This is a genomic window from Streptomyces sp. NPDC045956, from assembly GCF_056430705.1.
The window spans coordinates 473633-493552 of the sequence record NZ_JBWKKZ010000003.1; the positions used below are offsets into that span (position 1 = coordinate 473633).

Sequence of the window (19920 nt, forward strand, 5' to 3'; positions counted from 1 at the left end):
GCATGGACATCAACCTCTCGCAGTGCTTCATCGCCGTCGACGACCACGACAAGGCGCTCGCCTTCTACCGGGACGTGCTCGGACTGGAGGTGCGCAACGACGTCGGGTTCGAGGGGATGCGCTGGGTGACCGTCGGCTCGCCGGCCCAGCCCGGTGTGGACATCGTCCTCGAACCCCCGCTCGCCGACCCCAACGCCTCGGCCGCCGACAAGGAGGCCGTGGCCGAACTGCTCGCCAAGGGCATGCTGCGCGGCGTCATCTTCACCACCGACGACGTCGACGCGACCTTCGAACGCATCCGGGCCGCGGGCGCCGAGGTGCTCCAGGAGCCGGTGGACCAGCCCTACGGCGTCCGCGACTGCGCCTTCCGCGACCCGGCCGGCAACATGCTCCGCTTCAGCCGGCCCCGCGAGCGGTGACCGCGCCCTCCTCGGTCACTCCCGCCCCGCGCTCGGCAGGAACTCCTGCACCTTCGCCTTGAACCCCTGCTTGACCATCGACCCCCGGTCCGCGTCGCCCTTGAGGATCGCGGCGGCCGTCGACTCCATCTGCTCCCAGGTGGCGTGCGGCGGTACCGGGGGCACGGCCGGGTCGGTGAGGAACTCCAGCACGGCCGGACCGTCCGCCGCCAGCCCCGCCCGCCAGGCCGCCTCCACGTCCTCCGGCTTCTCCACGCGGATGCCGGTCAGCCCCAGCGAGCGGGCGAAGTCGGCGTAGCGCACGTCCGGGAGCGCCTGCGAGGGCAGGAAGGACGGCGCGCCGCCCATGGCCCGCATCTCCCAGGTGACCTGGTTGAGGTCCCGGTTGTTCCAGACGGCCACGACCAGCCGCGGGTCCGACCACAGGTCGCGGTACTTCGCCGCCGTGATCAGTTCCGCCAGCCCGTTCATCTGCATCGCCCCGTCCCCCACCAGGGCGATCACCGGCCGGTCCGGGTGGGCGAACTTCGCGCCGATCGCGTACGGCACCCCGCAGCCCATGGTGGCCAGCGTGCCGGAGAGCGAACCGCGCATGCCGGGCCGCATCGTCAGGTGGCGGGCGTACCAGTTCGCCGTGGAGCCCGAGTCGCAGGTGACGATCGCGTCGTCGGGCAGCAGCGGGTCGAGGGCAGCGGCCACGTACTCCGGGTTGACCGGGTCCGCCTCCAGACCCGCCCGGCGCTCCATGACGTCGCGCCAGCGCGTCACGTTGTCGCACACCGTGTCGTACCACTCGCGGCCCCGACCGCCCTCGATCAGCGGGATCAGCCGCTCCAGCGTGGCCTTCGCGTCACCGACCAGGTTCACCTCGTTCGGGTAGCGCATCCCGATCATGTGCGGGTCGATGTCGATCTGCACGCCCCGCGCCTTGCCGTACTCCGGCAGGAACTGCGAGTACGGGAAGGAGGACCCGATGGTCAGCAGGGTGTCGCAGTCCCGCATCAGCTCGTACGAGGGGCGCGTGCCGAGCAGGCCGATCGACCCGGTGACGTAGGGCAGTTCGTCGCTGAGGACGTCCTTGCCGAGCAGCGCCTTGGCCACCCCGGCGCCCAGCCTCTCGGCGAGCCGCTCCACCTGCTCCCGCGCCCCGGCCGCGCCCTGGCCGACGAGGATCGCCACCTTGTCACCGGCGTTGAGCACCTCCGCCGCCCGCCGCACCGACTCGTCGGAGGGGACCGCCGTCCACGAGCCGCGGTCCAGGCTGGAGGGCACCATCTTGAACTCGTGCGTGGGCGGCGAGTAGTCCAGCTCCTGCACGTCGCCGGGGATGATGACGGCCGTCGGACAGCGGCGCGCGTACGCCGTGCGGATCGCCCGGTCCAGCACGTTCGGCAGCTGCTCCGGGACCGTCACCGTCTCCACGAACTCCGAGGCGACGTCCTTGAACAGCGTGTGCAGGTCCACCTCCTGCTGGTACGAGCCGCCCATCGCGGTCCGGTGGGTCTGCCCGACGATCGCCAGCACCGGGACGTGGTCGAGCTTGGCGTCGTACAACCCGTTGAGCAGATGGATCGCCCCCGGCCCCGAGGTCGCGGCGCACACCCCCAGCCGACCACTGAACTTGGCGTACCCGACCGCCTGGAACGCGGACATCTCCTCGTGCCGGGACTGCACGAACCGCGGCTGGTTCTCGGCGCGGCCCCAGGCGGCCAGCAGCCCGTTGATCCCGTCGCCCGGGTAGCCGAAGACCTGCTCGACACCCCATTCGCGCAGGCGCTGCAGGACGTGGTCGGACACCTTGGTGCTCATGAAGCGGACCTCCCGGACCGGTGGGGGACGGACGACGGCACCTGTCCGGGTGTCCCCGGAGGACGCCGGAAAACACCGGGTGGTTTGGCAGGGGGACCGGGGGGCAGGCGCAGGTTCAGTGCTTCGGACAGGAGGCACGTCCGTGGGAGCGGCGCCCTGCCGCCCCGGACGGCCGTCCGGATGCCGGACGCCCTCCCGCGGTGACCGCCCGACCCCAGGGTCACGCCGTCGGACCGGTGCCGACCGACCCGGGCGCGGAGGGTTCTCCGAGCCCGCGGCGCCCCGCGCACCGGCCGCTTCGACCGGGCACCCGCCCGGTGCCACGACGGGACCCCGCGCTCCGAGGGAGTTGCGACGCACATGCCGATCCACGCCAGCGTGAAGCACCCGCACGACGACGCCCCCGACACCGCCGACGCCTCCCGCCGGCTCGCCGCCCTCCCCGACGGCCCGGAACGCGACGCGGTCCGCGAGCGGATCGTCGAGGCCTGGCTGCCGATGGCCGAACGGCTCGCGGGCCGCTTCCGCAGCCGCGGCGAGAGCTACGAGGACCTGCGCCAGGTCGCGTCCCTCGGCCTGGTCAAGGCCGTCGACCGGTACGACCCCGAACGCGGCAACGCCTTCGAGAGCTACGCCGTGTCGACGATCACCGGCGAGATCAAGCGCCACTTCCGCGACCACATGTGGACCCTGCACGTGCCGCGCCGGGTCCAGGACCTGCGCAACCGCGTGCGCTTCGCCGGCCAGGACCTGTCCCGGACCGTCTCGGGCCGCCGGCCCACCGTCACCGAGATCGCCGAGCACGCCGACCTGAGCGAGGAGGACGTCCGGGTGGGCCTCGAGGCACTGGAGAGCTTCACCGCCCTGTCGCTGGACGCGGAGCTTCCCGGCAGCGAGGACGGCTACTCGCTGGGCGACGCGCTCGGCGGCCCCGACCCGGCCCTGGACACGGTCGTCGACCGCGAGGCCGTCAAGGAACGCCTGGCCGCCCTGCCCGAGCGGGAACGCGCCATCCTCTACATGCGCTTCTTCGACGACATGACCCAGAGCCGCATCGCCGAGGAACTCGGCATCTCCCAGATGCACGTCTCCCGGCTGATCAGCCGCTGCTGCAACCGGGTACGGGAGCAGGTGCTGCGCGACCAGACGGCCTGAGGCGGGCCGGGGTGCGCCGGCCGGGCGCGGAAACCCGAGCGGCGGCCGGGGGCGCGAAACACGGCGTTCACCCGCTCGGGCCCCTCGTTCCCGCGAACGGCGCACGGCGGCGCGCGCGGTGGTGCCGGGAGGGCTGTGATGGCCGCAGGGGCGCGAGCGCCGTGCCCCCCCGCAGCCGTCGCTCGAAGGAGCCCGCCCCCATGCGCCGCACCGCCCGCGCCCTGTCCGCCGCCGTCCTGGCCGGTGCCGCCCTCGGCGTCTTCACCGGGCCCGCCTCGGCCGAACCCGGTGCGCCCCTTCCGCCCACCGAACCCGGCGTCCCCGCGCCCCCGGACGCGCCCTCCGCACCCGGTGACCCCGCCGCGCCTTCCGCACCCGCCGCGCCGCTCGCGCCCGCTGCGCCCTCCGCACCCGCCGCGCCTTCAGCACCCGCCGCGCCGTCCGCGCCCGAGGCGCCCGGCGCTCGCTCCCTGCCCTCCGTGGCTTCCGGCGGACCGGTCGCGGAGGTCGGTCCGGCCCGAGCCGTCCCGGGCGGCACCGTCACCGTCTCCGTGTCCTGCGCTCCCACCGGCGCGCCCGCGCCCGCGGCCCTGGACGCCACCTCGCCGGTCTTCGACCAGGGCACCGTCGCCCTGCGCAGGATCGCGGGCACCGCGGGGACGACGTCCGGGGCCGCCTACCGCGGCACCGCGCGCATAGCGGCCGTGACGGACACCCAGGACACCCACGACGCCCAGGACACCCAGGCCGTTGAGGACACAGAGGACACCCTGCGCGCCGAGGACACCGAAGGCGCCGAGACCGCCCAGGACACCGAAGGCGCCGAGACCGCCCAGGACACCGGGGGAGTCCCGGACGCCCCCGACGCCCCGCTCATCCCGGACGCCCCCGAGGACACCGAGGACTCCGCGGACACCGAGGACGCGTGGACCGTCGACGGCGCCTGCCCGGAGGGGGCCGGCGGTGAGGGCGGCGACCCCTGGAGCGCGACGACGACCGTGCCGGAGCCGGGGAAAAAGGGTGCCCCCGAGCCGCCCTGTCCCGAGCCCGTCGTGCCCCATGGCGGGGCCCCCGCGCCGCAGGAGCCCTGCGCCGGCCCGTCGGCCGAGCACGGTGTGCGGGCCGGCGCGGGCGGTGCCTTCACCGACTCGGTGCCCGCGCTGGCCGCCGGCGGTGTCCTGATCGCGGGTGCGGGCGCCGCGGCCGCGCACCGGCTGCGGCTCCGGCTGCGCGGGGACCTGGAACGGCACTGATCCCGGTCCGCACCGACCCCGCCGCACCCCGGTCCGCCGGTGACCGGCGCCACCCGCGCCACGGCCATGGCACCGCGCCCCGATGGGTACGTTCAGCAACGACCGACGACGACCGATCAGGACCTGGGAAGAAGGGCACCCGGCCGGGCGGCGGCAGGACACGGCACGACGGACTGCGCGGAGGCACGCATGCGGCGCACGGACCCCGGGGGGCGAGGCGGCGGAGAGGGCCGCACCCCCGCAGGGCGGGACCCCCGGAGCCACACCCCCGCGCACCGCGTACCGGAAGGACACGGACCCGTCCGCTACGGTCCGCACCTCCCCGGCGACGGCCTGCCGGTGCTGCCCGAGCTGTCCGCCGTGCTCGCCGCCGCGGCCGGCCGCGGCGGCGAGGAACCGGTCGGCGGGGCCCCCGCCCTCCTGGCCGCCGCGAGCGGCTACTGGGACCGCCGCGGCCTGCCGACCGACCCCGGCCACCTCGCCGCCGCCCCGGGTGCCCACGCCCTGCTGCTCGCGCTGACCGCCGTACTCGGCGGCGACGTCCTGGTGCCGCGCCCCTGCGCGGCCTGGTGGGCACCGTACGCACGGCTCCTGGGCCGGCCCGTCTTCCACGTCCCGACCCCGGCCGAGTCCGGCGGCGTCCCCGATCCCTACGCCCTGCTGGAGACCGTACGGCGGGTCCGCGCCGAAGGCGGTGACCCGCGTCTGCTCGTGCTGTCCGTCGCCGACGACCCCACCGGCACCGTCGCGCCGCCCGAACTGCTGCACGAGACCGTCGAGGCCGCCGCCGCCGAGGGGCTGCACCTGGTCAGCGACGAGACCTGGCGCGACACCCTGCACGACCCGCACGCCACCGTGCTGCTCAGCCCCGCCGAGATGCTGCCCGAACGGGTCACCGTCGTCACCGACCTGGCCGGCGCGCTGCTGCCGCCGGGCTGGCCGGCCGCGGTCGCCCGCTTCCCCGCGTCCGCCGCCGGAGACGGCCTGCACGCCCGCGTGCTGGACGTGCTCACCGCGCTCGGCGCCCGCGTCGCCGCGCCCGTCGCCGCCGCCGCCGGGTACGCCCTCGCCGAACCCGAGCCGGTCACCGCCCGCCGGTCGGCCGCCGTGCGCCTGCACGCGCGCCTGGCCGCCGCCGTGCACACCGCGGTCGTCACCGCGGGCGCCACCGCACGGCCCCCGCAGGCCGGCCGCCACCTGTACGCCGACCTCGGCCCGCTGCGCGACGCCCTCGCCGCCCAGGGCGTCGGCGACGCCCAGGAACTGGAGGACTTCCTCACCGCCCGCCTCGGCATGCCCGCACCGGGCGGCCACCGCTTCGGCGACGACCTCCAGGCCCTGCGCGTCCGGCTCTCCAGCGTTCCTCTGGCCGACGCTGGTACTGATGAGCAGCGCACAGAACGCCCCACCGTCCCCGACCCGTTGGAACTGCCACACGTGCAACGCGCCCTGATCGGTCTGAAGTCGGTCTTCGACGATCTCCGCGACGCTCAGCGATGGGAGCCTCCTCGATGACGCAGCAGCCCCGGTCGACCACGAGCACCACCACCTCCGTCCAGGACACCGGCGCGCCGCCGGCCACGCCCGCCTCGCCGCCCCCGGACCCCCCGCTCGCGGAACCCCGGCCGCTGGCCGAGCACCGGGTGTGGCCGCGGACCTTCCACGACCGGCTGACCACACCCCTGCCCGGTCTGAAGGCCTTCGCGAGATTCGCCCGCGAGGGCGCGGTGAGACCCGGCCCCGAAGGACTCGCCGACATCCCCCGGCTGCCGTACGCACCCGGCCGGCCGCCCCGCGTCGACGCCGGCACCGTCGCCGTGACCTGGGCGGGGCACGCGAGCTGGGTGGTGAACATCGGAGGGCTCACCGTGCTCACCGACCCGGTCTGGTCCCGCCGCATCCTCGGCACCCCCGCGCGGGTCACTCCGGTGGGCGTTCCCTGGAGCGCCCTGCCCCGCGTGGACGCCGTCGTCATCAGCCACAACCACTACGACCACCTGGACGCCCCGACGCTGCGCCGGCTGCCCCGGGACACCCCGGTCTTCGTGCCGGCCGGGCTCGGCCGCTGGTTCCACCGCCGCCGCTTCACCCGCGTCACCGAGCTGGACTGGTGGGAGGCGGCCGAACTGGACGGCGTGCGCTTCGACTTCGTCCCCGCCCACCACTGGTCCAAGCGCAGCCTCACCGACACCTGCCGCACCCTGTGGGGCGGCTGGGTCCTCACCGGCCCCGACGGCCGGCGCGTGTACTTCGCCGGCGACACCGGGTACGGCCACTGGTTCGCCCGCATCGGCCGCCGCTACCCCGGCATCGACCTCGCGCTGCTCCCCATCGGCGCCTACAACCCCCGCTGGTGGCTCAGCGACGTGCACTGCGACCCCGAGGAGGCGGTGCGGGCCGCCCAGGACGTGGGCGCCCGGCGGATGGCCCCCATGCACTGGGGCACCTTCATCCTGTCCGCCGAGCCGGTGCTGGAGCCGCTGACCCGGGTCCGTGCCGCCTGGCGGCACGCGGGCCTGCCCCGGGAGCACCTGTGGGACCTGCCGGTCGGCGGCTCCCGCGTGCTGGAGTGAGCGCGGCCGGGGGAGCACACCGGATCACGCCCGTGCCTAGGCCTTCGCCGGCCCCCGCAGCCGCCGCCACAGGGCCGGGGCCACGCTGACCAGCACGGTCAGCGCGATCGCGGCGGCCACGCCCTCCCACGGCTGGTCGAACAGCGCGCCGCTCAGGATCCCGATCAACTGGTACGTCACCGCCCAGGCCAGACAGGCGGGCAGGTTGCCGTGGGCGAACCGGCGCAGCGGCCACTCGGCCAGCAGGCAGGCCAGCATCACCGGTATCCGCCCCGCCGGGACCAGCCGGGACAGCACCAGCACCGCCACGTCGTGGTCGGCGAGCTTCTCCTGCGCCTGCTCCAGCCGGTCCTCGGGCGCCCGGGACCGGATGGCCTCCAGCCAGCGCGAGCCGTTCTTCGAACCGACCCCGCGCCGCCCCAGCCAGTACAGCGCCATGTCCCCGCAGAACGCGGCCAGCGAGGCCGTCACGAACACCATCAGCATCGAGTACGGCAGCGTCTGGTGGGTCGCCACCACGGCCGCCGAACTCACCAGCGCGCCCGTCGGCACCACCGGCACCAGCGCCCCGATCAGCACCAGCAGGAACAGCGAGGGATAGCCGAACGCCTGCTGCGTCGGCTCGGTCGGTATGCTCACCGCCGCGTCCAGCCAGCTCACGGCGCGACCTCCACCCGCACGCTCTCGCCATGCCCCAGCCGGTGCACGGCCACCCCCGGCGCACGCAGCGCCGACAGGCGCACGAACTCGTGGCCCGGCGTGTGGAACTCGTGGGGGCGCACGGCGTTCATCCCGATCGGCCAGTACGTGCCGTAGTGCACCGGCACCGCCGTGCGCGGCGCGAGCCGGGCCAGCGCCTCGGCCGCCCGCCCCGGGTCCAGGTGCTCCGGACCGAGGTTCGGCCCCCAGCCGCCCACCGGCAGCAGGGCCGCGTCGACCGGCCCGACCTCCTTCTCCATGGCGTCGAACAGCCCGGTGTCCCCGGCGAAGTACGTCCGGGCCTCGCCCTCGACGACGTAGCCCAGGGCGGGGGAGCGCTGCCGTCCGAACGGCAGCCGACGCCCGTCGTGCCGGGCCGGCACCACCCGGATCCGCAGGTCGCCGACCCGGACCTCGTCGCCGGGCGCCACCTCGGTCGGTTCCAGGTGCGCGAGCCGGCGCAGCGCCGGCACCGACCGGCGTGCGCCCCGGGGCACGAGCAGGCGCGTGCCCGGGGCGAGCCGGGCCAGCGAGGGCACGTGCAGGTGGTCGGCGTGCAGATGGGACACCAGGGCCACGTCCGCGCGCCAGGCCTCCGGCGGCGGCACCGCGCCCCGGCGGCGGCGCAGGTGCGCGAGCCGACGGGCGAACAGGGGGTCGGTCAGTACACGTATGTCCGAGTCCTCGACCGTGCAGGTGGCATGACCCCACCACGTGAGCTCCACCGGCACCTCGTTGCCTCCTTCGCGCGACTCCCCGAAGCCTACGTCCAGGAGTAGGGTCGGCGGCGAAAACGGGAGGTGAGGGGGACACCATGGGTCTGGTGCGGGTGACGGCGATCGCGAGTCTGACGCCGCTGGAGCAGTTGGACGACGACCCCTTCCTGGTCGACTCCCGCAGCCAGCACGCCATGTGCGCCCGCTGGGCCGCGGAGCACGGCTACGTCGTCGCCAGGGAACTGCTGGTGCGCGGCCTGCGACCGGACCACGAAGCGCTGTGGGACGGCGTCCGTCCCGGGCGCGACCTGTTCGTGGCGCCCAGCCGGCGGGTGCTGGAGAGCGCCCTGTCGTCGGTGGAGGAGTTCACCGCGGAGTGCGCGCGGCGCGGGGCCCGCGTCGAGACGGCCGGCCACGCCGAACCGTCCTACGACGCCCGGATGAAGGCGTGCGTCCACCGGAGGCTGTCCATGCCGACGGCCGGGTACGACGGCCGCTGACCCCGCCGGGGGGTGTGAACCGGACCCGGGGGGACAAACGGGCACTCCGGACCGTTGTGACAGGGTGGGGCAGGCCCGCGCCGAGGACGGGCCCGGACGTGAGGTGTACGGAGCGTGGGTGCAGGGCGTTGGCGCCGGGTCGCCAGTCAGATCGGGCGGAGTGTCGCGGTGTGGGCCGTGTCCACCGTCACCATGCTCGCGCTCGCCGGCATCCTGCCCGACTTCCGGCTCCAGTCGCCCGACGGTGACAGCGCCACCGACATCGCCGTCACCGCCGCGGTCGGGGCCGGCGCCTTCGGCCTGCTGTCCGCCCTGGTGTGGCCGCTGATGGTCCGGATGCTGCTCCTGGTGCCGGCGCTCGTCCTCGGGCTGCTGGTCTTCTTCCTCAACGGCGGGCTGCTGCTCCTCGCGATCGACGTGAACCCGGCCGGGAGCGGCGGCGTCGCCCCGGAGACGGCGGTCGTGGTGGCCGCCGTCATGTCCGCGGTCGCCTCCGCCACCGGCGGGGCCCTCGCCGTGCGCGACGACGACGCCTACCGGCGCCGGCTGTACCGCCTCGCCGACCGCCGCCGCAGATCCGGCCCGCCCTGCCCGTCCGGTCCCGGCACCGTCTTCCTGCAACTGGACGGCGTCGGCCACGACGTCCTGCTGGACGCCGTGGACAGCGGCGCCATGCCCACCGTCGCCCGCTGGCTGGGCCGCGACGGCAGATCCGCGACCCACCGGCTGGCCGTGTGGCACACCGACTGGTCCAGCCAGACCGGCGCCAGCCAGCTCGGCATCCTGCACGGCAGCAACCACGACGTCCCCGCCTTCCGCTGGTACGAGAAGGACAGCGGCGAGGTCATGGTCTGCAACCGCCCGACTAGCGCCGCCGAACTGCAGCGCCGGGCCATCGAGCGCACCGGTGACGGCGGGCTGCTCACCTTCGACGGCGCCAGCCGCGGCAACCTGTTCGGCGGCGGCGCCGACGAACAGGCGCTCGTGCTGTCGATCGCGACCCGGCGCCGCAGCCCGGAGACACGCTCCCGGTCCGGCTACTTCGCCTACTTCGCCGACCCGGCCAACGCCGTGCGCACCGCGCTGTCCTTCGTCGCCGAGGTGGGCCGGGAGATCGGCCAGTCCGTCCGGGCCCGCCTGCACAAGGTCCGCCCCCGGGTCTCGCGCGGCGGCCTCTACCCCTTCGTCCGCGCCTTCGCGACCGTCGTCGAACGGGACGTCGTGGTCGCCGCGGTGATCGGGGACATGCTCGCCGGACGCACCGCCGTCTACGCCGACCTGGTGGCCTACGACGAGGTGGCGCACCACTCCGGGCCGCGCGGCCGGGACGCCGCGAAGGTCCTCCAGCGCCTCGACCGGTCCCTCGCCCTGATCGAGACGGTCACCGAGCACGCCCCCCGCAAGTACCGCGTCGTCCTCCTCTCCGACCACGGCCAGAGCCCCGGCGAGACCTTCCGCACCCGCTACGGCCTCACCCTCGGCGACCTGGTGCGGGCCGGCTGCGGACTGCCCGTGCCGCGCCGGGCCCAGCGCACCCGCAGCGGCGCCGAGGCGCGCAACACCGTACGGGCCGCCCTGCACCGGCCCGTCGAGGAGGGCGCCGAGCAGCAGCGCCCCGCCGACACCCCCACCGGCCGCCGCTCGGAACCGATCGTGCTGGCCTCGGGCAACCTGGGCCTGGTCTCCTTCCCGGACGTGCCGCACCGGATGACCCGGGAGGAGATCGACGCCCGGCACCCGGCGCTGCTGCCGACCCTCGCCAACCACCCCGGCGTCGGCTTCCTGCTGGTCCGCAGCGAGCGGCACGGAGGGGTGGTGCTCGGCGCGCGCGGCGCGGAGATCCCCCTGGACCGGCTCGACGAGGACCCCGGCCCGCTCGCCGTCTTCGGGCCCGGCGCCGCCGACGCCGTCCGCCGCACGCACTCCTTCCCGCACACCGCCGACATCATGGTCAACTCCTTCCACGACCCGGCCGACGGCGAGGTCCTCGCCTTCGAGGAGCAGATCGGCTCCCACGGCGGGCTCGGCGGCGCCCAGTCGCGGGCCTTCCTGCTGTCACCGGCCGTGCTGTCCGCGCCGGTCGCCGAAGGCGCGGAGATCGTCGGCGCCGAACAGGTCCACCGGATCCTGCGCCGCTGGCTGCGGGAGTCGAACGGCCCGCAGGTGCCCGTGGACGATTCACCGTCGAGAGCCGTCGACAGCGCACCTTTTCCCGTCGTGGGCGGGGTCGCGCAGGACAAAAGCGCCTGATTTGGAGGCGTGCCGGACGGTGCCCGACCATGGGCGCCGTCCCGGCGATCCCGGGCACCAGTTCCAAGGAAGGCGCCCCACCCCATGCACGTCACCGGGACCGTCCCCCCACCGGCTCCGGACCCGCGGGACACCCCCGCGGCCCCCGACCCCGCTCCCGGCAACGGCAGGCACGCCCGCCGCTTCGGGCTCCCCGTTGCCACCGCCCTGGTCATGGGCAACATCATCGGCGGCGGCATCTTCCTGCTCCCGGCCTCCGTCGCGCCCTTCGGCACCATCAGCCTGCTCGCCTTCGGCGTCCTGACCGTCGGCGCCATCGCGCTCGCCCTGGTCTTCGGCCGCCTCGCCGCCCGCGACCCGCGCACCGGCGGCCCCTACGTCTACGCCCGCGAGGCCTTCGGCGACTTCGCCGGCTTCCTCGCCGCCTGGGCGTACTGGATCACCACCTGGGTCTCCAACGCGGCGCTCGCGGTCGCCGCCGTGGGCTACCTCGACGTACTGATCCCGGTGAACGACCACCGCTGGACCGCCTGTCTGGCCGCGCTCGTCATCCAGTGGCTGCCGGCGCTGGCCAACTTCGCCGGCACCCGCTACGTGGGCGCCGTCCAGCTGGTGGCCACCGTGCTGAAGTTCGCGCCGCTGCTGCTGGTCGCGGTCGGCGGACTGTTCTTCTTCGACGCGGACAACCTCGGACCGTTCAACGCGAGCGGCGGCAGCGGCATCGGAGCGGTCTCCGCGGCCGCCGCGATCCTGCTCTTCTCCTATCTCGGGGTGGAGTCCGCCGCCGTCAGCGCGGGCGAGGTCAAGGACCCCCGCCGCACGGTGGGCCGGGCCACCGTCATCGGCACCGCGGGCGCCGCCCTCGTCTACCTGCTGGGCACCCTCGCGGTCTTCGGCACGGTCTCCCACGACCGCCTGGTGACCTCCACCGCGCCCTTCTCGGACGCCGTGAACGCCATGTTCGGCGGTGCCTGGGGCGGCTGGGCCGTGGCGCTCGCCGCCCTGGTGTCGATGACCGGCTGCCTCAACGGCTGGACGCTGCTCAGCGCCCAGACCCCGTACGCCGCCGCGAAGGACGGGCTCTTCCCCGCCGCGTTCGCCCGCAGGCGGCGCGGAGTGCCGACGTTCGGCGTCGGCGTCACCGTCGTCCTCGCCTCGCTGCTCACCGTGTACAACTACACGTCCGGTTCGGCCGAGGTCTTCGAGATCCTCGTCCTGGTCACCACCTTCACGGCGACCGTGCCCTACCTGCTGGCCACCGCCGCCCAGCTCTTCCACCTGCTCTCCGGACAGGGCGAGAAGGTCGACCGGGCCCGCCTCGTCCGGGACGGGGTGATCGCGTCCGTCGCGGCGGCCTTCTCGCTGTGGCTGGTCGCGGGCGCCGGCTACGCGGCGGTCTACCAGGGGGTGCTCTTCCTCTTCGCCGGCGTCCTGGTCCACGCGGTGATGGCGGCCCGCAGGCGGCGCACGGAGGCAGCGCGGACACCCGGGTGTTCCTCGTGAGCCGAGCCGGAGTGTGATCGGATGGGGGCGGGGACCCGGGCACGGGCTCCCACCGCCCCCGTACAGCAAGAGAATTCGAGAGGACTCCGCCGTGGCAACCACGCGCTCCGCACACACCGTCTGGGAAGGCAACCTGCTCGAGGGCAACGGTGTCGTCACCTTCGACTCGTCCGGCATCGGCGAGCAGCAGGTGTCGTGGCCCTCGCGCGCCGAGCAGGCCAACGGGAAGACCAGCCCGGAAGAGCTGATCGCCGCCGCCCACTCCAGCTGCTTCTCCATGGCGCTCTCGCACGGCCTGGCCGGCGCCGGCACCCCGCCCACCAAGCTCACCACCTCCGCCGACGTCACCTTCCAGCCCGGCGAGGGCATCACGGGCATCCACCTCACCGTGGAGGGCACCGTCCCGGGCCTCGACAACGACGCGTTCGTCGCCGCCGCGGAGGACGCCAAGAAGAACTGCCCGGTCAGCCAGGCCCTGACCGGCACCACCATCACCCTCACGGCGAAGCTGGCCTAGCGGTCAGGAGCCCGCGCGCTCCCAGCCCCGCCGGTCCGGGCGCGGCCCCAGCTGCCTGGGGTCGCGCGACCGGTACACCACGTAGGGGCGGGTCAGGTACTGCAAGGGCGCGCTGAACATGTGCACCAGGCGCGTGTAGGGCACCAGGGCGATCAGCACCATCCCGATCACCGCGTGCACGTGGTAGAGCACCGGCACGCCCTCCATCAGTTCCACCTTCGGGTTCAGCACGAACAGGCTGCGGGACCAGGGGGCGATGGTGGAGCGGTAGTCGTAGCCGTCGCCCGAGGTGTCGGAGAGCTTGGCGATCATGCCGAGGACGATGGCGCCGAGCAGGAAGACGTACATGAACTTGTCGTTGGCCGTGGTGGCGCGGAAGACGGGTGCCCTGGTGCGGCGGCGGTAGACCAGCATGGCGATCCCGGCCACCGTCAGCACCCCGGCCAGGGTGCCGCCGTACAGGGAGAACAGGTGGTAGGCGTGCTCGCCGACGCCGACCGCCTCCGTCCACGACGCCGGGACGAACAGGCCGATGAGATGGCCGACCAGCACGAACAGGATGCCGTAGTGGAACACCGGCGAGGCGATGTTGAGGAGCTTGGACTCGTAGACCTGGGAGGAGCGGGTCGTCCAGCCGAACCGGTCGTAGCGGTGCCGCCAGACCAGGCCCGCGACCAGCAGGGCGAAGGCGGCGTAGGGCAGCACGCCCCACAGGAAGACGTTCATCGGCGTGCTCCGGTCGAGGCGGGCGGCAGGGTGGCGCACACGGCGTCCAGGACGCACGCGTAGGGCGTGCCGAACGCGGTGAGCCGGGAACGGAGCTGGTCCAGGGCGTCGCGGTGCTCGGTGAGCATGCCGATGTCCCCGGTGCGGGAGACGAACTCCAGCACCGCCGGGAGGAAGTCCGGGAGTTCCTCGCCGGTGAACTCCAGCCCGTGGGCGCGGTACAGCTCCTTGAAGCGGACCAGGGACATGCCGCGGTTGCGGGTGTCGCCGTCCGTCCACCAGCTCAGGTAGAGGCTGTGCCGGTTCTTGAAGTCGAAGACCTCCACGTAGTGCGCCTGGAGTTCGCCCTGCGGGGTCACGGCCGCGTGGTCGGTGAAGGCGCGCAGCGGGGGCGCCGCCTCGCGCAGCAGCGGCAGCCGGGCGCGGAAGTCGTCGTCGGGATAGGTCAGGCAGAGCGCCGCCGCCTGGTACAGCACCTCGAACCCGGGCATCGGATCAGACCTCCCTCTCGTCGTCCGCGGTCTGCCGCCGGCGCAGGACGTGGAAGTTCTCCACCGGCACCAGCGGCAGCCGCCTGCGCCCCGAGTCCTGGCCGAAGGGACCGTCGCCGCCCATGCCGGGGCCGCCGTCGGTGTCCAGGCTGCACGTGTCCGGCAGGGCGGACGCCTCCAGCCGGTGCGCGTCCCCCACGGCGGCCGTCGGGATCACGTACCGCTCCTCGTACTTGGCGATGGCCAGCAGCCGGTACATGTCCTCGATCTCCCGGGGGCTCATACCGACGCCCGTGGCGACGGCCGGGTCGGGGGTCTCGCCGAGGTTGATCGCCCGCATGTGGGCGCGCATCGCCGCCAGCTTCTCCAGCGACGCCCGCACCGGGCCGGTGTCGCCCGCAGTGAACACCTCGGCGAGGTACTCCAGCGGGATGCGCAGGGTGTCGATCGCGCCGAAGAGGTTGTCCGCGTCCTCGCCGTCGTGCCCGGTCTCCGTCAGCGCGTCCACCACCGGGGACAGCGGCGGGATGTACCAGACCATCGGCATGGTGCGGTACTCCGGGTGCAGCGGCAGCGCCACCCGGTACCTGCTCACCAGCGCGTGCACGGGGGAGCGCCGGGCCGCCTCGATCCAGTCGAAGGGGATGCCCGCCTCCTCCGCGGCCCGCCGCACCGCCGGGTCCTCCGGGTCCAGGAAGACGCCCAACTGGGCCTCGTACAACTGCTTCTCGTCCGGCGTCTCGGCGGCCTCGGTCACCTTGTCCGCGTCGTAGAGCACGACCCCCAGGTACCTGAGCCGTCCCACGCAGGTCTCCGAGCAGACCGTCGGCTGGCCCACCTCGATGCGCGGGTAGCAGAAGGTGCACTTCTCGGCCTTGCCGGTGCGGTGGTTGAAGTACACCTTCTTGTACGGGCATCCGGTCACGCACATCCGCCAGCCCCGGCAGCGGTCCTGGTCGACCAGCACGATGCCGTCCTCGGAGCGCTTGTACATCGCCCCGGACGGGCAGGACGCCACGCACGACGGGTTGAGGCAGTGCTCGCAGATGCGCGGCAGGTAGAACATGAAGGTCTCTTCGTAGGCGAACCGCACCTTCTCCGAGGCCTGCTGCCGGGTGCGCTCCACCATCGGGTCCAGGTCGCCGTAGGCGGGTGCGCCGCCCAGGTTGTCGTCCCAGTTCGAGGACCAGCCGATCTTCATCGGTTTGCCGTCCAGCTGGGAGACGGGCCGCGCGACCGGGTAGTCGGAGCCGAGCGGGGCGTCGGTCAGGTTCTTGTAGTCGTACGTCCAGGGCTCGTAGTAGTCCTTGATCTCCGGGAGCCTGGGGTTGGAGAAGATCCCGGCGAGCTTCTTCAGCCGCCCGCCCGCCTTCAGCCTCAGCGCGCCCCGCCGGTTCAGCTCCCAGCCGCCCCGCCACTTCTCCTGGTCCTCGTAGCGGCGGGGGTAGCCCTGTCCGGGGCGGGTCTCGACGTTGTTGAACCAGACGTACTCCATGCCCCGGCGGTTGGTCCACGCCTGCTTGCAGGTGACCGAGCAGGTGTGGCAGCCGATGCACTTGTCGAGGTTCATGACCATGGCGACCTGGGCCATCGGGCGCATCAGTACTCGACCTCCTGGCTGCGGCGGCGGATCACGGTCACCTCGTCGCGCTGGTTGCCCGTCGGGCCGAGGTAGTTGAACGCCCAGGACAACTGGGCGTAGCCGCCGATGAGATGGGTCGGCTTGAGGATCAGCCGGGTGAGCGAGTTGTGGATGCCGCCCCGCTTGCCGGTCGTCTCGGCCAGCGGGACGTTGACCGTGCGTTCCTGGGCGTGGTGCATGTACACCGTGCCGGGTGGCATGCGGTGCGAGACGATCGCACGGGCCACGACCACGCCGTTGCGGTTGACCGCCTCGATCCAGTCGTCGTCGGCGACCCCGATCGCCTCCGCGTCCCGCGTCGACATCCAGATGGTCTGGCCGCCGCGGGACAGCGCCAGCATGAAGAGGTTGTCCTGGTACTCGGAGTGGATGGACCACTTGTTGTGCGGGGTCAGGTAGCGGACCGTCACCTCCCGGTGCCCGTCCGGACCCAGCTGGGGTTCGCCGAAGAGCCTGCTCATGTCCAACGGCGGACGGTAGACCGGCAGCGCCTCGCCCAGCTCGTGCATCCAGTCGTGGTCCAGGAAGAAGTGCTGCCGCCCGGTGAGGGTGTGCCAGGGCTTGAGGTGCTCCGTGTTGAGCGTGAACGCCGTGTAGCGACGCCCGCCGGCCTCGCTGCCCGACCACTCCGGCGAGGTGATCACCGGCACGGGCGCCGCCTGCGTGTCCGCGTACGTGATCCGCTTGCCCTCGTGCTCGGCGGCGAGGTGGGCCATCTCCTGCCCGGTCCTCGCCTCCAGCGTGCGGAAGCCCTGGACGGCCAGGCGCCCGTTGGTCGTGCCGGACAGGGCCAGGATGGTGTCGGCGGCCTTCACCGCCGTGTCCAGCGCCGGACGCCCGTCGGCCGGGCCGCCGCGCACCGCGCCGTTGAGGTCGCGCAGCCGGCCGACCTCCTCGTCCGGCTTCAGGGTGATGCCCTTGGCCGGCAGCCCCTTGCCCTCCACCAGCGGGCCCAGCGCCGCGAACTTCGCGCCGATCGCCGTGTAGTCCCGCTCCACGACGACGAGGTTCGGCAGGGTCTTCCCGGGCTCGGGGTCGCACTCCCCGCGCCGCCAGTCCCGTACCACCCCGCCCGGCTGGGCGATCTCACCCGGGGTGTCGTGCTGGAGCGGGGCGGCCACCAGGTCCTTGCGCACGCCGAGGTGGCCGACGGCCAGCTCGCTCAGCTTCTCCGCGAGCACCTTGAAGGTGTCGAAGTCGGTCCGCGTCTGCCACGGCGGGTCGACGGCCGGGGAGAAGGCGTGCACGTAGGGGTGCATGTCCGTGCTGGACAGGTCGTGCTTCTCGTACCAGGTGGCGGCGGGCAGCACCACGTCGGACAGGAGGGTGGAGGAGGTGTGCCGGAAGTCCAGCGAGAGCAGCAGGTCGAGCTTGCCCTCGGGCGCCTCCTCGTGCCACGTCACGTCCCGGGGGCGCTCGCCGGGCGCGGCCTCCTCGGCGCGCAGGGAGGAGTGGGTGCCCAGCAGGTGCTTGGTGAAGTACTCGGCGCCCTTCGCCGAGGAACCGAGCAGGTTGGCCCGCCACAGGGTCAGGATGCGGGGCCAGTTCTCCGGCGCGTCCGGGTCCTCGCAGGCGAACTTCAGGGTGCCCGCGCGCAGTTCGGCCACCGCGCCCGCCACCGGGTCGCCGAAGGCCTCGCCCAGCTCCAGCGGGTTGCGGTCGAAGGTCGGGTACGAGGGCATCCACCCGGTGCGGGCCGACAGCGCGAGGCAGTCCGCGCCCGTCATCCCCGTCAGCCGTCCCTCGCCCAGCGGCGAGGCCAGGACGTCGGCGCCGAACCGGTCGTAGCGCCACTGGTCGCTGTTGAGGTACCAGTACGCGGTGCCGATCATCTGGCGCGGCGGGCGCGACCAGTCCGAGGCCGCCGCCAGCGTCGCCCAGCCGGTCGCGGGACGGCACTTCTCCTGGCCCACGTAGTGCGCCCAGCCGCCGCCGTTGCGGCCCTGGCAGCCGGTGAGCTGGAGCAGGGCCAGGAAGGCCCGGTAGATCGTCTCCGAGTGGAACCAGTGGTTGGTCCCGGCCCCCATGAGGATCATGCAGCGCCCCTTCGAGCGCTCCGCGGTCCGCGCGAACTCCCGCGCGATACGCACACAGGCCGCCGCGGGCACCGAGGTGTGCGTCTCCTGCCAGGCCGGGGTGCCGGGCGCCGCCGCGTCCTCGTACGACGCCGCCCAGTCACCCGGCAGGCCGGGGCGCGCCACCCCGTACTGGGCCAGCAGCAGGTCGAAGACGGTCGTCACCAGCGGTCCGGTCGCCCCGCCCAGCCGCGTCGCCGGCACCCCCCGCCTCAGCACGTCCCCGCGGCCCTGCGCGTGCGGGCCGCCCTCGGTGTCGAAGCGGGGGAGCAGCACCTCGACGCCCGACGCCATCTCGTGGCCGTGCAGACTCAGCCGCGGGCGGACCTCGCCCAGGTCGAGGTTCCACCTCCCCCGGTCCGCCTCGTTCCAGCGGAAGCCCAGCGAGCCGTTCGGGACCACCGCGCGGCCCGACGCCTCGTCCAGCACCACCGTCTTCCAGCGGGCGTCCTCGCCCTCCTGCCCCAGGTCGGCCGCGCGCAGGAACTTCGCCGGGACGTACGCCCCGTCCCGCTCGGTCAGCGTCACCAGGAACGGCAGGTCGGTGAAGCGGCGCACGTAGTCGTCGAAGAAGGGCGTCGTGCGGTCGACGAAGAACTCCTTGAGGACCACGTGCCCCATGCCGAGGGCCAGCGCGGCGTCCGTGCCCGGGTGCGGGTGCAGCCACTGGTCGGCGAACTTGGTGTTGTCGGCGTAGTCGGGCGACACGACCACGACCTTCTGCCCCCGGTAGCGGGCCTCCGCCATCCAGTGCGCGTCCGGCGTGCGCGTCACCGGCACGTTCGAGCCCCACATGATCAGGTACGCCGCGTCCCACCAGTCGCCCGACTCCGGTACGTCCGTCTGGTCGCCGAAGACCTGCGGGGAGGCGACGGGGAGGTCGGCGTACCAGTCGTAGAACGACAGCATCGGGGCGCCGATGAGGGAGTGGAAGCGGGCCCCCGCCGCGTGCGACACCATCGACATCGCCGGGATGGGGGAGAAGCCCGCGATGCGGTCCGGGCCCTGGCTGCGGATGGTGTGGACGTGGGCGGCGGCGACCATCTCGACGGCCTCGTCCCAGTGCGCCCGGACCAGGCCCCCCTTGCCGCGCGCCCGCTGGTAGCGCCGCCGCCGCTCCGGGTCGCCCTGGATGTCGGCCCAGGCCAGTACGGGGTCCGACAGCCGTGCCTTCGCCTCCCGGTACATCTCCAGCAGCACCCCGCGCACGTACGGGTAGCGCACCCGGGTCGGCGAGTACGTGTACCAGGAGAACGCCGCGCCCCGGGGGCAGCCGCGCGGCTCGTACTCCGGTCGGTCCGGGCCGACCGAGGGGTAGTCCGTCGCCTGGGTCTCCCAGGTGATGATGCCGTCCTTGACGAACACGTTCCAGCGGCACGAGCCGGTGCAGTTCACGCCGTGCGTGGAGGTGACGACCTTGTCGTGGCTCCAGCGGTCCCGGTAGAACGCGTCCGACTCCCGGCCGCCGACCAGTCCGATGCTGTGCAGGTCGGGGGCGGCCGTCCCGGGCCGGAAGAACCGCCCCGCGCGCAGCAGGGCCGCGCCCGGCTCGGTGGGCGGTGTCCGCGTGTCGGTCACGTGCGCTGCTCCCT

The 19920-nt window shown here is 73.8% G+C and carries 16 protein-coding genes; 9 read left to right on the forward strand and 7 right to left on the reverse strand.

Annotated features, from left to right (window positions below):
• The first annotated feature begins 2 nt into the window (after positions 1 to 2).
• Entirely contained in the window at positions 3 to 419 is a 417-nt protein-coding gene (locus AC07FV_RS11145) for a VOC family protein (protein ID WP_479086346.1), read from the forward strand.
• Positions 420 to 434: 15 nt separating this feature from the next.
• Here the strand turns inward: AC07FV_RS11145 and AC07FV_RS11150 are convergent, their stop codons facing one another.
• A complete protein-coding gene (locus tag AC07FV_RS11150; protein ID WP_479086348.1) occupies positions 435 to 2228 on the reverse strand; it encodes a thiamine pyrophosphate-requiring protein in 1794 nt (597 codons plus the stop codon).
• A 360-nt stretch (positions 2229 to 2588) separates the two neighbouring features.
• Here AC07FV_RS11150 and AC07FV_RS11155 point away from each other — a divergent pair, with 360 nt between their 5' ends.
• The 4 genes from AC07FV_RS11155 to AC07FV_RS11170 all read left to right on the forward strand — a co-directional run bounded on the left by AC07FV_RS11155 (position 2589) and on the right by AC07FV_RS11170 (position 7209).
• Positions 2589 to 3383, forward strand: coding sequence for an RNA polymerase sigma factor SigF (locus AC07FV_RS11155; RefSeq protein ID WP_479086350.1), 795 nt, complete (start codon positions 2589 to 2591; stop codon positions 3381 to 3383).
• A 200-nt stretch (positions 3384 to 3583) separates the two neighbouring features.
• Positions 3584 to 4636 (forward strand): hypothetical protein, encoded by a 1053-nt coding sequence (locus tag AC07FV_RS11160; protein ID WP_479086351.1) that lies wholly within the window; start codon positions 3584 to 3586, stop codon positions 4634 to 4636.
• A gap of 189 nt (positions 4637 to 4825) precedes the next feature.
• Positions 4826 to 6151 carry an aminotransferase class I/II-fold pyridoxal phosphate-dependent enzyme gene (locus tag AC07FV_RS11165; protein ID WP_479086353.1) on the forward strand — a complete coding sequence of 442 codons (1326 nt, stop codon included), beginning with the start codon at positions 4826 to 4828 and terminating at the stop codon, positions 6149 to 6151.
• Positions 6148 to 7209 carry an MBL fold metallo-hydrolase gene (locus AC07FV_RS11170; RefSeq protein WP_479086354.1) on the forward strand — a complete coding sequence of 354 codons (1062 nt, stop codon included), beginning with the start codon at positions 6148 to 6150 and terminating at the stop codon, positions 7207 to 7209. Before AC07FV_RS11165 ends, AC07FV_RS11170 begins: the two co-directional genes overlap by 4 nt.
• Before the next feature lie 36 nt (positions 7210 to 7245).
• On the opposite strand, the gene AC07FV_RS11175 is transcribed toward AC07FV_RS11170, so the two are convergent.
• Entirely contained in the window at positions 7246 to 7869 is a 624-nt protein-coding gene (locus AC07FV_RS11175; RefSeq protein ID WP_479086356.1) for a DedA family protein, read from the reverse strand.
• Positions 7866 to 8639 carry an MBL fold metallo-hydrolase gene (locus tag AC07FV_RS11180; protein WP_479086358.1) on the reverse strand — a complete coding sequence of 258 codons (774 nt, stop codon included), beginning with the start codon at positions 8637 to 8639 and terminating at the stop codon, positions 7866 to 7868. Before AC07FV_RS11180 ends, AC07FV_RS11175 begins: the two co-directional genes overlap by 4 nt.
• Positions 8640 to 8722: 83 nt before the next feature.
• Between AC07FV_RS11180 and AC07FV_RS11185 the strand changes: the two genes are divergently transcribed.
• From AC07FV_RS11185 to AC07FV_RS11200, 4 genes are all read left to right on the forward strand, one after another.
• The gene (locus tag AC07FV_RS11185; RefSeq protein WP_479086360.1) at positions 8723 to 9124 is read left to right on the forward strand and encodes a hypothetical protein; all 402 of its coding nucleotides are present in this window, start codon (positions 8723 to 8725) and stop codon (positions 9122 to 9124) included.
• A 114-nt stretch (positions 9125 to 9238) separates the two neighbouring features.
• On the forward strand, positions 9239 to 11374 hold the full coding sequence (locus tag AC07FV_RS11190) for a phage holin family protein (RefSeq protein ID WP_479086362.1): 2136 nt from the start codon (positions 9239 to 9241) through the stop codon (positions 11372 to 11374).
• Between the two features lie 84 nt (positions 11375 to 11458).
• Positions 11459 to 12877: an amino acid permease gene (locus AC07FV_RS11195; protein WP_479086363.1), complete on the forward strand. Its 1419-nt coding sequence runs from the start codon at positions 11459 to 11461 to the stop codon at positions 12875 to 12877.
• A 91-nt stretch (positions 12878 to 12968) separates the two neighbouring features.
• Complete coding sequence (locus AC07FV_RS11200; protein WP_356612386.1) at positions 12969 to 13394, forward strand: OsmC family protein; 426 nt, start codon at positions 12969 to 12971, stop codon at positions 13392 to 13394.
• 3 nt (positions 13395 to 13397) lie between these two features.
• On the opposite strand, the gene narI is transcribed toward AC07FV_RS11200, so the two are convergent.
• The 4 genes from narI to AC07FV_RS11220 are packed head-to-tail and all read right to left on the reverse strand — an operon-like array spanning position 13398 to position 19906.
• Positions 13398 to 14120 (reverse strand): respiratory nitrate reductase subunit gamma, encoded by a 723-nt coding sequence (narI, locus tag AC07FV_RS11205; RefSeq protein WP_479086364.1) that lies wholly within the window; start codon positions 14118 to 14120, stop codon positions 13398 to 13400.
• On the reverse strand, positions 14117 to 14611 hold the full coding sequence (gene narJ, locus AC07FV_RS11210; RefSeq protein ID WP_356612384.1) for a nitrate reductase molybdenum cofactor assembly chaperone: 495 nt from the start codon (positions 14609 to 14611) through the stop codon (positions 14117 to 14119). Before narJ ends, narI begins: the two co-directional genes overlap by 4 nt.
• Before the next feature lie 4 nt (positions 14612 to 14615).
• Entirely contained in the window at positions 14616 to 16211 is a 1596-nt protein-coding gene (narH, locus tag AC07FV_RS11215; protein ID WP_479086365.1) for a nitrate reductase subunit beta, read from the reverse strand.
• Entirely contained in the window at positions 16211 to 19906 is a 3696-nt protein-coding gene (locus AC07FV_RS11220) for a nitrate reductase subunit alpha (protein WP_479086367.1), read from the reverse strand. Before AC07FV_RS11220 ends, narH begins: the two co-directional genes overlap by 1 nt.
• Positions 19907 to 19920 lie beyond the last annotated feature (14 nt).